Source organism: Mycobacterium sp. IDUB_9, from assembly GCF_055419505.1.
The window spans coordinates 1,030,421-1,048,289 of record NZ_JBVAXU010000002.1 but is presented as its reverse complement, the minus strand read 5'-3'; the positions used below and the strand labels follow the sequence as shown (position 1 = coordinate 1,048,289).

At 65.2% G+C, this 17,869-nt stretch carries 16 protein-coding genes; 7 read left to right on the top strand and 9 right to left on the bottom strand.

Translation table 11 applies throughout. The annotated features are described in order from the left end of the window. The first annotated feature begins 37 nt into the window (after positions 1 to 37). The 4 genes from ACZY08_RS13680 (at position 38) to ACZY08_RS13665 (ending at position 5,497) form a co-directional block, all read left to right on the top strand. Positions 38 to 1,561, top strand: coding sequence for an ATP-dependent DNA ligase (locus ACZY08_RS13680; RefSeq protein WP_463744342.1), 1,524 nt, complete (start codon positions 38 to 40; stop codon positions 1,559 to 1,561). Between the two features lie 114 nt (positions 1,562 to 1,675). Beyond that, the gene (locus ACZY08_RS13675; protein WP_463744343.1) at positions 1,676 to 3,982 is read left to right on the top strand and encodes a carbon starvation CstA family protein; all 2,307 of its coding nucleotides are present in this window, start codon (positions 1,676 to 1,678) and stop codon (positions 3,980 to 3,982) included. Continuing rightward, positions 3,982 to 4,119 carry a CstA-like transporter-associated (seleno)protein gene (locus ACZY08_RS13670; RefSeq protein WP_216615863.1) on the top strand — a complete coding sequence of 46 codons (138 nt, stop codon included), beginning with the start codon at positions 3,982 to 3,984 and terminating at the stop codon, positions 4,117 to 4,119. Before ACZY08_RS13675 ends, ACZY08_RS13670 begins: the two co-directional genes overlap by 1 nt. Before the next feature lie 91 nt (positions 4,120 to 4,210). Further along, on the top strand, positions 4,211 to 5,497 hold the full coding sequence (locus ACZY08_RS13665; protein ID WP_463744344.1) for an amidohydrolase family protein: 1,287 nt from the start codon (positions 4,211 to 4,213) through the stop codon (positions 5,495 to 5,497). A 78-nt stretch (positions 5,498 to 5,575) separates the two neighbouring features. Here the strand turns inward: ACZY08_RS13665 and ACZY08_RS13660 are convergent, their stop codons facing one another. After that, a complete protein-coding gene (locus ACZY08_RS13660) occupies positions 5,576 to 6,811 on the bottom strand; it encodes a cytochrome P450 (RefSeq protein WP_463744345.1) in 1,236 nt (411 codons plus the stop codon). Next, positions 6,808 to 7,863 carry an LLM class F420-dependent oxidoreductase gene (locus tag ACZY08_RS13655; protein WP_463744346.1) on the bottom strand — a complete coding sequence of 352 codons (1,056 nt, stop codon included), beginning with the start codon at positions 7,861 to 7,863 and terminating at the stop codon, positions 6,808 to 6,810. The genes ACZY08_RS13660 and ACZY08_RS13655 overlap by 4 nt, the downstream gene beginning before the upstream one ends. 138 nt (positions 7,864 to 8,001) lie before the next feature. On the opposite strand from ACZY08_RS13655, the gene ACZY08_RS13650 reads away from it, so the two are divergent. Beyond that, the gene (locus tag ACZY08_RS13650) at positions 8,002 to 9,498 is read left to right on the top strand and encodes an acyl-CoA carboxylase subunit beta (protein WP_463744347.1); all 1,497 of its coding nucleotides are present in this window, start codon (positions 8,002 to 8,004) and stop codon (positions 9,496 to 9,498) included. Positions 9,499 to 9,522: 24 nt separating this feature from the next. Here the strand turns inward: ACZY08_RS13650 and ACZY08_RS13645 are convergent, their stop codons facing one another. The 3 genes from ACZY08_RS13645 to ACZY08_RS13635 form a co-directional block, all read right to left on the bottom strand. After that, the gene (locus ACZY08_RS13645) at positions 9,523 to 10,563 is read right to left on the bottom strand and encodes a TIGR03857 family LLM class F420-dependent oxidoreductase (protein WP_463744348.1); all 1,041 of its coding nucleotides are present in this window, start codon (positions 10,561 to 10,563) and stop codon (positions 9,523 to 9,525) included. A 92-nt stretch (positions 10,564 to 10,655) separates the two neighbouring features. After that, entirely contained in the window at positions 10,656 to 11,027 is a 372-nt protein-coding gene (locus ACZY08_RS13640; RefSeq protein WP_463744349.1) for a nuclear transport factor 2 family protein, read from the bottom strand. Further along, on the bottom strand, positions 11,024 to 12,070 hold the full coding sequence (locus ACZY08_RS13635) for a phosphotransferase (protein WP_463744350.1): 1,047 nt from the start codon (positions 12,068 to 12,070) through the stop codon (positions 11,024 to 11,026). Before ACZY08_RS13635 ends, ACZY08_RS13640 begins: the two co-directional genes overlap by 4 nt. 68 nt (positions 12,071 to 12,138) lie before the next feature. Between ACZY08_RS13635 and ACZY08_RS13630 the strand changes: the two genes are divergently transcribed. Next, entirely contained in the window at positions 12,139 to 12,747 is a 609-nt protein-coding gene (locus ACZY08_RS13630; protein ID WP_463744351.1) for a TetR/AcrR family transcriptional regulator, read from the top strand. Here the strand turns inward: ACZY08_RS13630 and ACZY08_RS13625 are convergent. The 3 genes from ACZY08_RS13625 to ACZY08_RS13615 are packed head-to-tail and all read right to left on the bottom strand — an operon-like array spanning position 12,730 to position 16,446. Continuing rightward, positions 12,730 to 13,848 (bottom strand): alpha/beta hydrolase family protein, encoded by a 1,119-nt coding sequence (locus ACZY08_RS13625; protein ID WP_463744352.1) that lies wholly within the window; start codon positions 13,846 to 13,848, stop codon positions 12,730 to 12,732. The genes ACZY08_RS13630 and ACZY08_RS13625 overlap by 18 nt on opposite strands. Next, positions 13,802 to 15,430: a flavin-containing monooxygenase gene (locus ACZY08_RS13620; RefSeq protein WP_463744353.1), complete on the bottom strand. Its 1,629-nt coding sequence runs from the start codon at positions 15,428 to 15,430 to the stop codon at positions 13,802 to 13,804. The genes ACZY08_RS13625 and ACZY08_RS13620 overlap by 47 nt, the downstream gene beginning before the upstream one ends. Continuing rightward, the gene (locus ACZY08_RS13615; protein WP_463744354.1) at positions 15,427 to 16,446 is read right to left on the bottom strand and encodes an NAD-dependent epimerase/dehydratase family protein; all 1,020 of its coding nucleotides are present in this window, start codon (positions 16,444 to 16,446) and stop codon (positions 15,427 to 15,429) included. Before ACZY08_RS13615 ends, ACZY08_RS13620 begins: the two co-directional genes overlap by 4 nt. A 79-nt stretch (positions 16,447 to 16,525) precedes the next feature. Between ACZY08_RS13615 and ACZY08_RS13610 the strand changes: the two genes are divergently transcribed. After that, positions 16,526 to 17,434 carry an LLM class F420-dependent oxidoreductase gene (locus tag ACZY08_RS13610; protein WP_463744355.1) on the top strand — a complete coding sequence of 303 codons (909 nt, stop codon included), beginning with the start codon at positions 16,526 to 16,528 and terminating at the stop codon, positions 17,432 to 17,434. On the opposite strand, the gene ACZY08_RS13605 is transcribed toward ACZY08_RS13610, so the two are convergent. Next, positions 17,431 to 17,865: a nuclear transport factor 2 family protein gene (locus ACZY08_RS13605; RefSeq protein WP_463744356.1), complete on the bottom strand. Its 435-nt coding sequence runs from the start codon at positions 17,863 to 17,865 to the stop codon at positions 17,431 to 17,433. The genes ACZY08_RS13610 and ACZY08_RS13605 overlap by 4 nt on opposite strands. Positions 17,866 to 17,869: the final 4 nt, after the last annotated feature.

Below are 17,869 nucleotides of genomic sequence, written 5' to 3'. Positions count from 1 at the left end.
TCACCGAACAGTTCACACCCCGTGGCACGCTGATCACGTGTTGCTCGCCGAGGTTGCCGCCGCATCTGCCGATATCGCGGGGACGCCGGCACGGCTGGCCAAGATCGACCGCATCGCGGCCCTGCTGGCCCAAACCGCCACCGAGGGAGACGGCCGCTCGGTGGCGGTCACGGTGTCCTGGTTGTCGGGAGAACTCCCCCAACGCCAGATCGGTGTCGGCTGGGCGGCGCTGCGCTCACTGCCGGCACCTGCGCAGATCCCCACGTTGACCGTCACCGGCGTCGATACCGCGTTCACCGAGATCAAGAGAATCGCAGGCAAGGGCTCGCAGTCCCTGCGTGCCGATTCGGTCCGCGAGCTTTTCGCCACTGCCACCGATGCAGAGCAGACCTTCCTGCGGCGCCTCCTGGGCGGTGAGCTGCGCCAGGGCGCCCTGGCCGGGGTGATGGCCGACGCGGTGGCCCGCGCGTCGGGCATACCCGCGGCCGAGGTCCGGCGCGCCGCAATGCTCGCCGGTGATCTGGCCGCCGTGGCCGCCGCGGCCCTGACCGGCGGCCGCGACGCGCTTGCCGAGTTCGCCCTGCAGGTCGGTCGCCCGGTTGGCCCCATGCTCGCGCAGACCGCGACCGGGGTGGCCGATGCCCTCGAACGGCTCGGCGGCACAGCAATTTTGGAGGCCAAGCTCGATGGTGCCCGCGTTCAGATCCACCGCAAGGGATCCGAAGTCTCGGTGTTCACCCGCAGCCTCGACGATGTCACCCATCGCCTGCCCGAGGTGGTGGAGGCGACACTGGCCTTGACGGCCACCGATCTGATCGCCGACGCCGAGGCCATCGCGCTGCGCCCGGACAACCGTCCGCACCCCTTTCAGGTCACCGCCGCGAGATTCGGCCGCAAGACCCCGAACGATCTCGAACCGTTGTCGGTGTTCTTCTTCGATCTTCTGCACGTCGACGGCCGGGATCTGCTCGATCTGCCCACCGAAGAGAGGCTGTCCGCGCTCGACGCGCTGGTACCCCCCGACCGACGCGTCGATCGCCTCGTCACCGCCGACGCCGCGGTGGCGCAGGAGTTTCTGGATCGCACCCTGGCCGCCGGTCATGAAGGCGTGATGGCGAAAGCGCCGACGGCACCGTATGAGGCCGGCCGCCGTGGCGCCGGCTGGCTCAAGGTCAAGCCGGTACACACCCTGGATCTGGTGGTACTGGCGGTCGAGCGGGGGTCGGGGCGACGCACCGGCAAGCTCTCCAACATCCACCTGGGCGCGCGGAACCCGGAGACCGGCGAATTCGTGATGCTGGGCAAGACGTTCAAGGGCATGACCGACGCGATGCTGACATGGCAGACCGAACGGTTTCACGAATTGCAGGTCGACGACGACGGCTGGGCTGTCACGGTCCGGCCGGAGCAGGTCGTCGAGATCGCCTTCGACGGCGTCCAGCGGTCGACCCGTTATCCGGGCGGTGTCGCGCTACGGTTCGCCAGGGTCTTGCGCTACCGGGACGACAAGACTCCGCAAGAAGCAGACACGATCGACACTGTGCGCGCATTCCTCGCCTGACGCGACCCGGCCCATCTGGTTAGGGTGCGGAAACCGGGATTCGATGCCACGCGGTTTGGCTCGATGAAAAGATCACACACGACGCGTATGACACTGGGTGAGCGAGGAGAGACCGTGGCAACACCGGATGCCCCACCAACGGATCGCATCGAGGAGCACGACGGCGACGTCACCTTTGTCCGCACCGACAAGGACCTTCCGCCGGTCGCGATCGTCGACCGCTCGCCCATCACCGCCAAGCACAAGGCGATCTTCGCGATCGTCGCGGTGCTGGGCGCGATCTCGTGGGCGGTCATCGCCTTCTTCCGCGGCGAAACCGTCAACGCCGTCTGGTTCGTGATCGCCGCGATCTGCACGTACGTGATCGGCTTCCGGTTCTACGCCCGGTTGATCGAGATGAAGATCGTCCGGCCTCGTGACGACAATGCCACTCCGGCAGAGCTTTTCGACAACGGTACGGACTACATGCCGACCGACCGGCGGGTGCTGTTCGGTCACCACTTCGCCGCGATCGCCGGCGCGGGTCCGCTGGTCGGCCCGGTACTGGCCATGCAGATGGGCTATCTGCCCGGGACGATCTGGATCATCATCGGCGCCGTCGTCGCCGGCTGTGTCCAGGACTACCTGGTGCTGTCCATCTCGGTGCGCCGCCGCGGCCGCTCGCTCGGTCAGATGGCGCGCGACGAGCTCGGCCTGGTCGGCGGCGTCGCCGCCATCGTCGGCGTACTGGTCATCATGGTGATACTGCTGGCGGTGCTGGCGCTGGTCGTGGTCAACGCACTGGCGGAAAGCCCCTGGGGTGTGTTCTCGATCGCGATGACCATCCCGATCGCCATCTTCATGGGCCTGTACCTGCGCTTCTTCCGCCCCGGCCGGGTGTCCGAGGTGTCACTCATCGGCGTGGCACTGCTGCTGCTCGCAGTCATCTCCGGCGGTTGGGTGGCCGAAACATCATGGGGTGTCGACTGGTTCACGCTCTCGAAGGTCACGCTGTCGTGGTGCATCATCATCTACGGCCTGGCCGCCTCGGTGTTGCCGGTGTGGTTCCTGCTGGCGCCGCGCGATTACCTGTCGACGTTCATGAAAGTCGGCACGATCGCACTGCTGGCGGTCGGCATCCTGATCGCCCGGCCGGTGATGCAGGCACCCGCGATCTCGCAGTTCGCCGCCAGCGGCACCGGCCCGGTGTTCGCCGGATCGTTGTTCCCGTTCCTGTTCATCACCATCGCCTGCGGTGCGCTGTCGGGCTTTCATGCGCTGATCTCCTCGGGCACCACGCCCAAGCTGCTGGAGAAGGAAAGCCAGATGCGGCTGATCGGCTACGGCGGCATGCTCACCGAGTCGTTCGTCGCGATCATGGCGCTGATCACCGCTGCCATCCTCAACCAGCACCTGTACTTTGCGATCAACGCGCCGACGGCGGCCACCGGCACCACCGCGCAGACCGCGGCCGATTACGTCAACGGCCTGGGCCTGTCGGGTCAGCCGATCACTGCGCAGGAGATCACTGCCGCGGCCGACGGCGTGGGTGAGCATTCGATCGTGTCGCGCACCGGCGGCGCGCCGACTCTGGCCTTCGGTATGTCCGAGGTGTTGCACCAGGTCTTCGGCGGGGAAAGCCTGAAGGCCTTCTGGTACCACTTCGCGATCATGTTCGAGGCGTTGTTCATCCTCACCACGGTCGACGCCGGCACCCGGGTCGCACGGTTCATGCTGTCGGACGGACTTGGCAATCTCGGTGGCCCGCTGAAGAAGCTGCAGAATCCCAGCTGGCGGGTGGGCGCCTGGGCCTGCAGCGTCATCGTGGTCGCCGCGTGGGGTTCGATCCTGCTGATGGGCGTCACCGACCCGCTGGGCGGCATCAACACCTTGTTCCCGCTGTTCGGCATCGCCAATCAGCTGCTGGCGGCGATCGCGCTGACCGTGGTCACCGTGGTGGTGATCAAGCGCGGATTGGTGAAGTGGGCCTGGATTCCGGGGCTGCCGCTGCTGTGGGATCTGACGGTGACGATGACGGCATCCTGGCAGAAGATCTTCTCCGCCGATCCGAAAGTCGGTTACTGGAAACAGCATTCACAGTACGTCGCGGCGCAGGAGGCCGGGAAGTCGACATTCGGCGCGGCGAAGAACTCCGATCAGATCGACGCGGTCATCCGCAACACCTTCATCCAGGGCACCCTGTCGGTGGTCTTCGCGGTGCTGGTGCTGATCGTGTTCATCGCGGGGGTGGTGATGGCACTGCAAGCGCTGCGAGGGGCCGGCCGGCCGCTGGCGGTGGACGAGGAAATGCCCTCACGCATCTTCGCACCGGCCGGCTTGATCCCGACGACGGCCGAGAAGGAGGTGCAGAAGCAGTGGGACGCCTTGCCCGGAGCACACGCCAAGCCGCACGCCACATCGGGTGGTACTGGTCAACATTGATGGGCGACAACCACTATCGCCGCTACGTCGCGCACCGCGAACGTACCCACCCGGGTGAGCCGGTGCTGTCCGAGCGCGACTACTGGAAGATGCGGCACCGCAACACGGAGGCCAATCCGGGCGCGCGCTGCTGCTGAGCGACGAATCTGCTGATGGACTGGTCTGAAGTCGTCGCGTCCGGCTAAACTGTCGCCCATACGGTAAGGCCGTCGTGAATGGAGCGCGTTCGTGAACAAAGACGACATGATCCTGATCAGCGTGGACGATCACATCGTCGAACCGCCTGACATGTTCAAGAATCACCTTCCCAAGAAGTACGCCGATGAGGCACCACGCCTGGTGCACAACCCCGACGGCAGCGACACGTGGCAGTTTCGCGACATCGTCATTCCCAACGTCGCACTGAACGCGGTCGCCGGCCGCCCGAAGGAGGAGTACGGCCTGGAACCTCAGGGCCTCGACGAGATCCGGAAGGGCTGCTACGACGTCGACGAACGCGTCAAGGATATGAACGCCGGCGGCATCCTCGGGTCGATCTGCTTCCCGTCCTTCCCCGGCTTCGCCGGCCGCCTGTTCGCCACCGAGGATCCCGAGTTCTCCCTGGCTCTGGTGCAGGCCTACAACGACTGGCACATCGATGAATGGTGCGGCGCCTATCCTGCCCGCTTCATCCCGATGGCGCTGCCGGTGATCTGGGATGCCGAGGCGTGCGCCCAAGAGGTCCGCCGGGTGTCGAAGAAGGGCGTGCACGCCCTGACGTTCAGCGAGAACCCGGCGGCGATGGGTTATCCCAGTTTCCATGATGATTACTGGACTCCGCTGTGGAAGGCGTTGTGCGACACCAACACCGTGCTCAACGTGCACATCGGGTCCTCGGGCAAGCTGGCCATCACAGCCCCGGACGCACCGCTGGACGTGATGATCACCCTGCAGCCGATGAACATCGTGCAGGCCGCCGCGGATCTGTTGTGGTCCAAGCCCATCAAGGATTATCCGGATCTCAAGATCGGCCTGTCCGAGGGCGGCACCGGCTGGATTCCGTATTTCCTGGAGCGCGTCGACCGCACCTACGAGATGCACTCGACCTGGACGAAGCAGAACTTCGGCGGCAAGGTACCCAGCGAGGTATTCCGCGACCACTTCCTGACCTGCTTCATCTCCGACCCGGTCGGCGTGACACTGCGCAACAAGATCGGCATCGACAACATCTGCTGGGAAGCCGACTATCCCCACAGCGACTCGATGTGGCCGGGCGCTCCCGAGGAGCTGTGGGATGTGTTGACCGAGAACAACGTTCCCGACGACGAGATCAACAAGATGACCCACGAGAACGCCATGCGCTGGTACTCGTTCGATCCGTTCACCCACATCTCGCGCGAGCAGGCCACCGTCGGCGCACTCCGCAAATCCGCCGAGGGGCACGATGTTTCGATCCAGGCGCTGAGTCACCACGAGCAGGGCACCCGCGCTGACGCGCTGCACGCCGCGGCGCGGGGCAACTCGGGCAGCGAGTAAGCCACTTCCTCCCGCGAGCAGACACAAAACTGTCCCTTTCCGAGCGGAAAGGGACAGTTTTGTGTCTGCTCGGCGCGCCTAACGCAGCGAATACCTCACTGGCAGGTGCTTGAGACCACCGACGAATGTCGTGGCCATGTGCTGCGGTACGCCGATGAGCTCTGCGGAGCGCAACCGCGGTAGCAGCTCGGAGAAGAAGCTGTTGATCTCCATCCGGGCCAGTGCGGCACCGAGGCAGAAATGCACACCGTAGCCGAACGCGATGTGTTTGTTGGGGTCTCGCCCGACATCGAAGCGGAACGGATCTACGAAGACGTCCTCGTCTCGGTTACCCGAGACATAGGACAGCAGTACCGACTCGCCCTTCGCGATGCGTACACCACGAATCTCGTAGTCCTGTTGCGCGGTACGCATGAACTCCTTGACCGGTGTCGTCCACCGGACCATCTCCTCGACCGCCAGCGGCATCAGACTCATGTCGTTCTGCAGCCGGGCCAGTTGGTCGGGATTCTGCAGCAGCGCGTGCATGCCTCCAGAAATGCTGGCACTGCTGGTGTCGTGGCCGGCAGCGGCGATGATCGCGTAATAGGAAACGGTGTCGATATCGGACAGCGGCTCGCCGTCCAGCGTGGCGTTGGCGATCGTCGAAGCGAGGTCGTCGGTCGGATTCGCCCGACGTGAGGCGGTCAGTTCGGTGAAGTACTGGAACATTTCGAGCAGCGCCATGCCCTGCTCCTCCATGCTGGTGCCGCGCTTGAACTCGTCGTCGTCACTGCCGAACAGCTCCTGGGTGAGCTTGAGCATGAAGGCAAAGTCCGACTCGGGTACACCGAGCAGCGTCATGATCATGTACAGCGGATAGTTCACGGCGACCTGCTGCACGAAATCGCATTCCGGCCCCTCGTCGACCATTCTGTCGACGAACCGCTTGGCCAGTTCGTCGGCGCGGTCCTTCAACGCGCGCATGGCCTTTGGCCGGAACCAGTTGGCTCCGATGGCCCGCAGGTCGCGATGCAGTGGGTCGTCCGTGTGGATCAACGTCCGGATTCCGATCGCAGCCTGCTGCTCGTCGCCCTCGCGGGTGACCAATACCGGGCGTGGCGAGTTGGTGAAGATGTCGTTGGCACGCTCGATCTCCATGATGTCTGCGTGCTTGGTGATCCCCCAGAACGGGGCATAGTCGGGTACCTCGACCCAGGACACCGGGGCGTTGGCCCGCAGGTGGGCCAGGTCCGCGTGCAATGTCACCTCGTCGGTGTACGCCGACGGGTTGGCGAACATTCTGGCGACATCGTCGACGGTGCGGACGGTCATACGTTGCTCCTCACTGGCGGGCATTCTCGAAACTCCTGCAGCACCGCATTCACGGTGTCTGGGGACACCGCGGCGGGAAAACCTGGCAGCACGCGATCGATGACACCGTCGCAGCGGCGTCGCAACGCCGCGGCGAGGTCGGGGACCGGGGCGACGACGGCGAAGGCGTCGAGCACCTCGTCATCGATGAGCTCACCCATCGCGTCCCACTGACCGGCGAGTGACAGCCTGTGCAGTTCGGTGTGCAGATCGCCCCAGCCGTGCAGCTCCAAGACTTTGCGGTAGGCCGGCGTCGAGCCGTAGAAGGCGAGTTGTTTGCGGGTCGCGATCGACGCCGCGGCCATCTCCTGCTCGTCTGCGCCGGTCACCAGGAACACCGGGCAGGACAACTCGAAGTCGGCGCGATCCCGCGCACTGCGGTCCATTCCGCGCTGCAACGCGACCGTGGTCACCTCGTCCAGGTAGCGCCGGGTGGTGAATGCGTGGGCCAGCAGTCCGTCGGCCATCTCACCGCACACTTCGGTCATCAGCTCCCCCACCGCGGCCAGGAACACCTTGGGGAACGGCAGGTCCGACGGTTCCGGGGTGAACATGGGCGTCATGATCTTGTGGGTGTAGAACTCCCCCTCGAACCGCAGCTTTGCGCCATCGCGCCAGCATCCCCAAATCGCTTGCAGCGCATCGATGTACTCGCGCATGCGGCGAGCCGGGTGGCTCCACGGCATACTGAATCGCTTTTCGACGTGCGGCTGGATCTGCGTGCCCAGCCCCAGAACGAAGCGCCCGCCCGAGTACGTCTGCAGATCCCAGCCCAGCTGGGCCATCGTCATCGGATTGCGCGCGAAGGCCACCGCGATGCTCGTGCCTATCTGGATCCGCTCGGTGTGCTCGGCCGCAAGCGCGAGGGGCAGGAACGGATCGTGGTTGATCTCACCGGTCCAGCATCCGTCGTAACCGCTCGCCTCGAGCTCACGGGCGACATCGCGAACTTCGGCGAGCCGGCTGGGAATGCCGCGGTCGACTTTGACAGCGCGAGGAACGGGGTCACTCATTGGCGACAGATTCCTTTGCCAGCGTGTTTCACCATGCGCGAACCGAGCACCTGATCGACGCTACAGTAAGCAATTCAGTATGGTCAACGGCGGTAGGCTTGGGCACCAAGCTCGAGCGCTCGACAAAAGGACGGCGGCATGACGAACGACCCGGAGTGGAAGGAAACTCTCGAGGACCTTGCTCGTCGACGTGAGCACACCCACGGCATGGGCGGTCCCGAGCGGTTGGCCAAGCACCACAGCAAGGGCAAGCTCGACGCTCGTGCGCGGATCGCGCGACTGCTGGATCCGGGCACCTTTCAGGAATTCGGCACCCTGGTCGGTGGCGACATCGCCGCCGATGGGCTCGTGGCAGGCTCGGGCCGCATCGACGGAACGCCGGTGATGGTGGGCGCCGAGGATTTCACCACGCTGGCCGGCAGCATCGGCCCGGGCGGCAACGCCAAACGGTACCGGCTGGCCGAATTGGCCTTGCGCAACAAGATCCCACTCGTGATGTTGTTGGAGGGCGCGGGTTTCCGCCCCAGCGGAGAGCACTACGGACGCACACCGACAGACCTGATCGCCCAGGCAAGATGTTCGGGAAAGGTGCCCACCGTATCGGCGATCCTCGGCCCGTCCGCCGGTCACGGTGCCCTGGTGGCCCCGGTGTGCGACTTCAGCATCATGAGCCGGCAAGGCGCGATCTTCACCGCCGGTCCCCCGGTGGTGAAAGAGTCGACCGGAGAGGATATTTCGAAGGAGGATCTCGGCGGCCCGAACGTGGCACTGGCCAGCGGCGTCATTCACAACTACGCCGAGGACGACGAGACAGCCATCGACGACATCCGGCGCTATCTGTCCTACTTCCCTTCCAGTGCATGGTCGTATCCGCCGACCAGGCTTGCCGATGACACCGCCGATCCGCGCCCGACGCCAGAGATCCTCGACATCGTGTCCCGCGACAACCGCCAGATCTACGACATGCGCGCGGTGATCGACGAGATCTTCGACCGGCCCGACTGGTTCGAGGTGCAGCCGAAATTCGGGCGCGCGATCATCTGCGCTCTGGCCCACCTCGGCGGCTATCCGGTAGCGGTGGTGGCCAATCAGCCGCAGGTGATGGCGGGTTCCATCGATGCCGACGCCGCCGACAAGGCAGCGCATTTCATCACCGTGGCCGACTCGTTCCACCTACCGATCGTGTTCCTCGCCGACAATCCCGGCATGCTGCCGGGCAGCCGGTCCGAACGCAGTGGCGTATTGCGCAGCGGCGCGCGGATGTTCGCCGCTCAGACGGCCGCGACGACGCTCAAGCTTCACGTCACACTTCGCAAGGCCTTCGGATTCGGCTCGATGGTCATGTCTCTGCTGGGTTTTGACGACCAGGTCGCGACATTCGCCTATCCCGGCGCGACGATGGGCGCCATGGGCGCGGCCGCACTCAGCGCCGCCACCCACGCCGGTGAGGACTACACCGAGGTGCTCAAGAAGATGGAGCTGGAGGCGTCCTTCCGGTCGGCAGGTCACCTCGGCTTCGACGAGCTCATCTCCCCGGAGGAGACCCGCAACGCACTGCTGGTGACCCTGCAGCACGGCATCTTCAGCCGTCAGGCGGTCGCCGAACCCGTATCGCGCACCCTGATCATGCCCTGACCCGCGCCCCGCGAGTATGGGCGTCTAGCCGGCCCGGTACTCGGTCACGATCGGCTCGAGCTCGTCGGGGGTGGCCCCGTGCATGATCACCGCGTCGGCGCCGTAGTCGAATTCTTTGCGGATGCGGTCCACGCACTGGCTCGCCGATCCGGTGGCCGACGGTTCGAGCCATTCGTCGGGGATCAGGGTCGCGATGTGCTCGATCTGCTCGGCGCTGGCCTTGTGGTCGATGCCGCCCGGGATTGAGGTGACGACTGAGTCTGCCCGGAAGCGTTGCAGCACAGCCGGATCCCAGTTGTTGGTGCTCACCAGCAGGTCGCCGTAGCCCTGCAGGTACGTGGCGAGGCGGGCCACGGTCTTCTTCAGTCGCAGTTCCTCGGGCAGGTGATCGCCCACGGTGGCAAAGCATGACCACACCCGCACACTGTCGGGGTCACGGCCGGCCTGCTCGGCGGCATCCTTGACGGTCTTGACCGCGCGTTGCAGCGTCTCCGGGGTGAAGTAGGTGTGCAGGATGACGTCGTCGAACTCCCGCCCGCCCAGGGCGAGTGTCTGCGGACCGAAGGCCACAATCGCCAGCCGGATGTCCTCGTTGAAGTCGGGGTCGAGGAACAGCACCTGATACTTGCCGATCGGCCCGTCGTGGTTGAAGACCACCTCGCCGTGCCACAACCTGCGCATGACCTGTGCGAAATCTTCCATCTGCGCGGTCGTCACCGCAGGCACCCCGAAGGCGTTGTACATGGCTGCGATGCCGCGGCCGATGCCCAAGGTGAATCGGCCCCGTGACAATCGGTGCATCGTCGTCGCCCACGATCCGGTGATCAGCGGGTGACGGGTGTTGTGGTTGGTGGCCGCCGTGGCGATCTGCATACGTTCGGTCACCGCGCAGGCGGCGCCGACGAGCGAGGAGGCTTCCTTGACGTTCCACCGCTCGGAGATGAATGCGGTACCGAACCCGAGTTCCTCACCGCGGCGCGCTTCGTCCATCAGCGTGGCCGGACCTTCACCGCCCGCACCGGCCAGCAGGTAGTAGCCGAGCTCGTCGAGTACGGGTTCGCTCATTTCAGCTCCTCGCGCAAGCGCTCGTCGGTCATTTCGGCTCCTCGCGCAAGCGCTCGTCGGTCATTTCGGCTCCTCGCGCAAGCGCTCGTCGGTCATGACCAGACTCCTTGTTTGTAACCACAATTCCAGACTTCGGTGATCCGGCCGTCGACGACTCGGAAGATCTCCATACTGCTGATCGTCAGGGTATTACCGTCGATGGACGTCATCGGTGATTCGTACACGATCGCGACGTGCTCGCCATCGTCTCCCGCGATAATCAGGTTCAGGTCGAACCGGATGGTCTCGAACATCGCCCAGTGGTCGATGACCCGGTTGACCGCCTCTTCGTGGGTCAGCACCTTCACCTCCCCCACATCGTGGCGGGTGACGGTGTCCCCCAGCAGCTCTTCGGCGAGCGCGAAATCCTTCTCGTTCCAGACCACCCAGTTGTACTGTTCCACCACTTCACGCGCGGTTCTCATGAGAACTCCCCCAATGCGTCGACGTCTTCGATGGCGGCGACGGCGCGGTCGATGAGCGTCAGACACAGCTGCCGGGACCGTTCAGGGGCGACGTCCCAGGTGAGCAGTGCGACCACCGGCATGTACAGCAGCAACGCAGTCGCGAGACGATAGTGCCGCCAAGCCTCGTCGAACGTGTACCCGTCGACCTGACTGACGTACTCACGCAACAATTCCTCGTCCAGGCCACGGCGTACATCGGTGGGCAGACCCTGGCTGACCAGATACGCGATATCGGCCGCACCCGCACCGCGGACGGACAGCTGGAAGTCCACCAGCTTCAGCGCATCGTCGCGGAAGAACATGTTGTCGGCTCGAATATCTCCGTGCAGCAACATGTTCCGTTTTGACAGCGCGGCGAGCGCGGCAGGTGCTTGATCGGCGAACCGTTCAGCGAATGCGGCGACGTTCGGAGGTATCGGCCGACCGGTGTGGTCTCGGTACAGCTGCCACCCAGGGGCGAATGCGGGCAGGAAGAGGTCACGGGTCATCGTGCTGTCGATGCTCGGGAAGTGCCGCAGTACCGCATCATCGACACCGGCCGACCACGTGTGCAGACCGGCCAACTGTTCGATACAGAGCTGGGCACGCGGCAGCGACAGCCCGGCCAGATGGTCGGCGTTCTCCCAGTCCTGCAGATCTTCGAGCACGAGGACGAAGTCGGTGCCGGACATCCTTGCGACATAGCAGTGTGGTGTGGCGATGGGTGCATCTGGCGCGACGTGCCGGTAGAAGAACAACTCGCGTTGGTAGCCCCCGAGCATCTCCATCCCGCCCCGCGCCAGTGAGTCGGCGGGCAGCTTGACGATCAAAGTCTCTGGGACACCCTCGGATCCGCTCAGATGGATCCGGTACAACGCTGCGGAGAAGCCGGTGTCCAAGGCAATCCGCTCAGCCCGCACGGACGTCACCGGCACACCCAGCGCCTCCGTCAACCACGGCGGGGTGACCTCGTCGATACCCCTGGGCACCGGTTCCGAGACAGGCACTGCGACTGATGTCACCCTTGATCTCCCCACAGAAATTTGACGCCGAACAACTAAGTTAGTTGTCGGCCGTCTAATATGCAAGGGTGCCTTCCCCAGCCCAGGGACTCACCCAGCCGGAGCGCGTCGAGCAGTCCTCGCGCCGGTTACTGCAGGCTGCCGCCGAGTTGATCGTCGAAAAGGGCTGGGAGGCAACAACCGCCGCTGAGATCGGCCGGCGCGCCGGGTACAGCCGGGCCATGGTGCATGCCCGCTACGGCAGCAAGGACGCCATCCTCGACGCCTTCCAGGAGGTGTATGTGGCGCGCCTGAATCCCGAGGCCGAACCCGGCGCCACCGGGCTACAGCAGGTGCTGGCGCATTTCGACCGCGTGCAGGAGATTCACGCCGAGGATGCAGCGGTGACCAGAGCCATGTTCGTGTCGGCCTTCGAGGCCGCGAAGACCACGTCGCCGTTGCGCGACGGGGTGCGCGCCCAATTGGCCGGGGCGGCTGTCAAGATCGAAGCCGGGCTGCGGGTGGGTATCGCAGACGGTTCTCTGCGGCCCGACATCGATGTCGACATGGCGCTCCGGGACATCACCGGATCGATCTTCGGTATCGCGTTCCAGTGGGTGGTCCTGCCCGAGGATCACGACCTCGACCACGAGATCGACTGTGTGCGGGCGCGGATCACGTCAAGCTACGGCCGTTAGGAACCGCTCGGTCACATCCTGCACCGCTCCGGAAAACAAGTGCCCGACATGGCTGCCATCGTGCCAGTAGAGTTCCCCACCCCACTGCTCGTGCATCGCCAGTGCCGAACTGCGCATGGCCATCTGGTCATGCCAGGCACCGACGATGAGGCGCCGGTCAGCATGCGGACGGGTGCGCAGCGGGTCGATCACTGAGGTCATCGCCGCCACTGTGGCCGACTGCAGATCTCGCGCGGATTGCTGTCCCGCCGATCCCCAGCGCCCCAGGTGCATCCCGATCATCGCGTTGAGACCCAAGATCGGGGTATACAGCGCCACCGCGCCGACCCGGGTATCCAGATGCGAAACCAGCGCTGCCACCGCACTACCCAGCGAGAGTCCGGCGACCGCGATCCAGGATGCCTGCGGTTCCAGCCAGCCCATCAGTGCCCGGACCTCCGACACCGCGCGCATCATGCCGGCCACATTGGCCAGCGGATCGCGAGCGGGATACTCCGGCCAGGAACCGCGCCGCGGGCCGTGTCCGGGCTGCACGGGCAGCGCCACATTGAATCCGAGGTCCCGCAACTGCCGCACCCTGGCCACCAGCAGGTCCATCGAATCGCCCTGGCCCGCGCCGTGCACCCAGACCAGCCAGGGCCGCAGATCGTCGCCGCAGCGATACAGCCGCACCCGGGCCGTAGCCACACCACCGTGACCGTCGGCCAGAACCGAGGCCGGCAGCGCGGGCTCGTGGTCGAACACCAGCTCCTCGAAGGTCAGCGCACCGAACCGGCGCGGCCGGATGCGCTTGACCTGAAGGGTATCCGGGCAGGGGTGTGCCCCATCGATGCCGAGTGCGGCCAGTTCGTCGGCCACCGGCTGATAGTCGCGCAGCGGTCGTGGCAATTGTGGCGGCGGCCCGGTAAGGGTCATACCGGTGACCACCAGCTCATCGAGGGTAACCTCACCGAGCTGACGCAGACCGGTGACCGACAGCGGATTCCATTGACCCGCCAGGGCGCCGACCGAGCGAGGCACCACGCCGCCGAGTTCCCAGGCGATGCGGGCGGCTCTAATCAATGGTGAATCCCGGGTAGCCGTCAGCAGCGATCTCGTCACAGCGGCGACGGTACTCGGGGATGCCCGCGGTGTAGCCCAGATACATCCGCTTCTTGCCGGGCACGTTGCCGCCGTTGTACCAGGAGTTGCAGCTCGGATGCATCAGCACCGTGGGCGCCACCAACGCCGTGGTGTGCTCGACCCATTCCGCCTGCGCCTGCGGCGTCGCCTCGATGCTCCGGCGCCCACCGGCCGTCAGATACACGATGCAGTCCGCGATCCACTCCACGTGTTGCTCCAGAGCGGCCACGAAATTGGTCGCCGCCGAGGGACTTCCCGGCCCCTGGATGGTGAACAGGTTGGGGAATCCGGCCACGGCCAAGCCCAGGTAGGACAACGCGCCCTCCTTGGCCCAGTACTCCCCCAGCACCAGCCCATTCCGGCCGCGCACGTCGATGCGGCTCACCGCGCCGGTCATCGCGTCGAAGCCGGTGGCGTACACGATCACATCGAGTTCGAAATCGCCTTGCTCGGTGGAGATCCCAGTCGGAGTGACCTCGCGGATGGCACCCTTGCGTAGATCGACGAGGGTGACGTTGTCGCGGTTGTACGTCTCGTAGTAGCCCTGATCGATGATCGGCCGCTTGCACGCGAAGGGATGGCTGGGGGTCAACGAGGCCGCGGTTTCCGGGTCGGTGACGATCTGGGCGACGGCTTGGCCGTAGAGCTCGGTGGCCATTTGGTTGGCGTCGATGTCGAAGAAGACGTCACCCCAATTCAGGGCGCCCATCACGCCGTGTTCCTCGACGGCGTGCCGTTTCTCCTCGGGCGACGCCGATTTCACCGGGGGCCGCACCAGCATCTCGAGGAGCACCGAGAACGCACTGAGCCGAGCCGCCCCGACCGGATGTTCCCGCTGCGCAGCGCGGATGGCCGCGTAATCAGCCTTGAGCGCCTCGAGTTCCCCGGGTTCGAAGGACCGGACCTGCCACGGCAGGGTGAACGCCGGGGACCGCTGGAACACCGTGAGATCTTCGCACTGCCCCGCTACCACCGGGATCAGCTGAACACCGGTGGACCCGGTGCCGATCACCCCGACGCGCCTGCCGGTCAGGTCGATGCCGTCGCGTGGCCAGCGACTGGTGAACAGCGAGGTTCCGGTGAAGCTCCCCATCCCCGCAATGTCGGGTTCGATTGGGACTGAGAGGATTCCGGTGGCAGCCACCACGAACGATGTGCGCAGAGTCTGACCGTCGGCGGTGGTGACCGCCCACTGAGCGATGCCGTCGTCGAAAGTCATCGCCACGACCTCGGTACCGAATGCGATGTCACGGCGAAGGTCGAGCCGGTCGGCGACAAAGTTCAGATACGCCTCGATCTCCGGCTGAGCCGGCATCGTCTCCGTCCAGACCCACTCCTGCTGGATCTCGTCGCTGAAGCTGTAGGAGTATTCGATGCTCTCGATGTCACAGCGCGCACCCGGATAGCGGTTGACCAGCCAGGTGCCGCCGACATCATCGGCTTTCTCCAGAACCCGCACCCGCAGCCCCGCTTCGCGGAGCCGGTGCAGCGCATACAGGCCGGAGAACCCGGCACCGACGACTACCACATCAAAGGCGAAGTCTGAATCCGTGGCACTCACAGATCGATGACCTTCTCGTTGCGGTTCTTTCGGTCGACGTAGAACTGGGCAGCGCGGCCGATCGATTCCGCCGTCGGCGCCGGTTTCCACCCCAGGTCACGCGTGGCCTTGCCGTGGTCCGCCGGGGAGGTCAGCCACAACAGCCGGACGGCGGTGAGGTTCATCGGCTGATCGGTGCCCAAGAACCGATTGGACAGGCCGGCGAGCCAACCGACCGCGTAGACCAATGCCATCGGCACCCCGAACCTGGGCGGTCGGGCGCCTACTGCCTCGGCGGCTGCGGTGAACATCTCCCGTTGGGTCATATAGCTTTCCGAGACGATGTAGCGTTCGCCGATGCGCCCGTGCTCGGCAGCCAGGACGAGTGCTGCTGCAGCGTCATCGATGCCGACCACCTCGGCACCTACCCCGCGGATGTACACGGGTGTCTTGCCGAACGCCGCCAAGGCGATCAAAGCACCCTGCTTCGGCTGCCAATCCGGCGGTCCGTACGGGTTGGACACGCACATCGCCACGGCCGGCAGGCCACGCTCACGCGCGTACGACAGCACCAGACCTTCGGCCTGACGCCGGGATTCGATATACGGTCCCCCCTTCCCCGCCCAGTTGAACGGGGTGTCCTCGTCGACGGTTGCACCGTCGTCACTGATCGCGATGGTCCCGATGGTGGACAGGAACACGAAACGTTGCAGGTCGGCATTCACCGCCACGTCGAGCACATTGCGCAGGCCCTCCACATTGGTGGAGAACAGCGGCGTCGGATCTGAGAGGTGGGCGCGAGTGTCGACCACGCAGTAGAAGACGACATCTCGATCGGCCATGGCAGCGGCTACTGCGTCGGTGTCGAAGATATCGCCGTAACAACGTTCGACGTCGACGCCGTCGATGCCTCTGGTGGAGCTGCTCTTACGCAGCAGTACCCGCACATCGTCGCCGCGCTCGACAAGTTGGCGGGTGACGCAGGCCCCGATGTTTCCGCTTGCGCCCATGACGAGTACTTTCCGTCGGCCATCCATCGCTGCTCCATCCCGTCTGACGATCGGCCATGGATGTTACTGTAATCGTTACAGTAGTGTGACGATATGGGGAGATCGTTTGAAATACACCCTGGAATACCCGAGCGAACTGCCCACCGCACCTGACGATTTCCTGCAGCCCGGGGCCATCCGCGCGGTCGCTACCCAGGCCGAAGCCGCGGGCTTCTCGGCCGTCGCCCTCAGCGAACATCCGGCCCCTTCGGTCAAATGGCGGATCAACGGCGGCCACAACACCCTGGACCCGATCGCCGCGCTGAGTTTCATGGCGGCCGCCACCACACGCATCCGGCTGATGACCAATCTGTACGTACTGCCATTCCGCAATCCGTACCTGTCGGCCAAGGCGCTGGGCAGCCTGGACCTGATCTCCGCCGGCCGGTTGATCGCCGGCGTCGGTGCGGGCTATCTGCGATCGGAGTTCGCGGCGGTGGGCGTCGACATCGACCGACGTGCCGAGTTGCTCGACGAAGCATTGGTGGCGCTGCGTTCCATCTGGACGAAACCCGAACACCCTTTTGCCGGCGTGGGTTTCGGCGCAGTGGGCCCGGTCTCGCTGCAGCACACGGCGCAGCAGCCCCATCCCCCGATCTGGATCGGCGGAAACGGCGCCGCCGCGATCCGGCGCGTGGTCGAGCACGGCAACGGGTGGATGCCGATCATCGCCGGGGCAGGCATGGCCACGACGATGCGCACAACCGCCATCGAAGACGCCGAGCAATTCGCCACTGCCGTGCAGCGACTGCGCGACCGCCTCGCCGACGCCGGCCGTGACCCGCACTCCGTCGACATCCAGGTCGTGTGTCCGCATACGGATCTGGACGACGAGGCGTCACTTCGCGCGGCACGAGAGGCAATGGCTGAACTCGCCGGCCACGGCGCCACCTGGGCGGTCGTGCATGTGGACGGCAGCAGCCCCACTGCCGCGCTCGACTACATCAAGGCGTTCGGCGAAATGGTGATCGGCTAAGCCGTCGTGAACTTCAACAGAGTCCGGGTAAGGTGCAGGCTGGTGATCCGCCATGTGCCGTCACGCTTTTCGTAGGTCTCGTGATAGTGGCCGGCCCCGTGCAACTCGCCGCCATCGGGGAAGAACAACATGTCCTCCATGGCCCAGATGCCAGTCGCGGTGGTGTCAGAGGTCAGCATGATCTCCGGGGTGTGGCAGTGGTGGACGGTCGCCGCGTTCTCCACCCCACCCCAGACCACCGGGAAGAACTCGTCAAAGCTCTTCAACGGTGGGGCCGTCTGAGGATCTGCACCGCCGGTCGACACAGCCATGTCGAGCGTCACCACGACGTCGTCGACGAACAATCCCCGCCAGGCATCGATGTCCTTGGTGTCCAGGAACCGGCAATAGCGGGCTTTGAGCTGCTTGATCGCCTCGATGTCGTCGGACAACGGG

What these genes read in the sequence shown, in the direction of transcription:
- ACZY08_RS13615 (WP_463744354.1), bottom strand. Translation starts at nt 16,446, where the DNA reads ATGGATGGCCGACGGAAAGTACTCGTCATGGGCGCAAGCGGAAACATC.
- ACZY08_RS13655 (WP_463744346.1), bottom strand. Translation starts at nt 7,863, where the DNA reads ATGAGTGACCCCGTTCCTCGCGCTGTCAAAGTCGACCGCGGCATTCCC.
- ACZY08_RS13640 (WP_463744349.1), bottom strand. Translation starts at nt 11,027, where the DNA reads ATGAGAACCGCGCGTGAAGTGGTGGAACAGTACAACTGGGTGGTCTGG.
- ACZY08_RS13645 (WP_463744348.1), bottom strand. Translation starts at nt 10,563, where the DNA reads ATGAGCGAACCCGTACTCGACGAGCTCGGCTACTACCTGCTGGCCGGT.
- ACZY08_RS13660 (WP_463744345.1), bottom strand. Translation starts at nt 6,811, where the DNA reads ATGACCGTCCGCACCGTCGACGATGTCGCCAGAATGTTCGCCAACCCG.
- ACZY08_RS13670 (WP_216615863.1), top strand. Translation starts at nt 3,982, where the DNA reads ATGGGCGACAACCACTATCGCCGCTACGTCGCGCACCGCGAACGTACC.
- ACZY08_RS13650 (WP_463744347.1), top strand. Translation starts at nt 8,002, where the DNA reads ATGACGAACGACCCGGAGTGGAAGGAAACTCTCGAGGACCTTGCTCGT.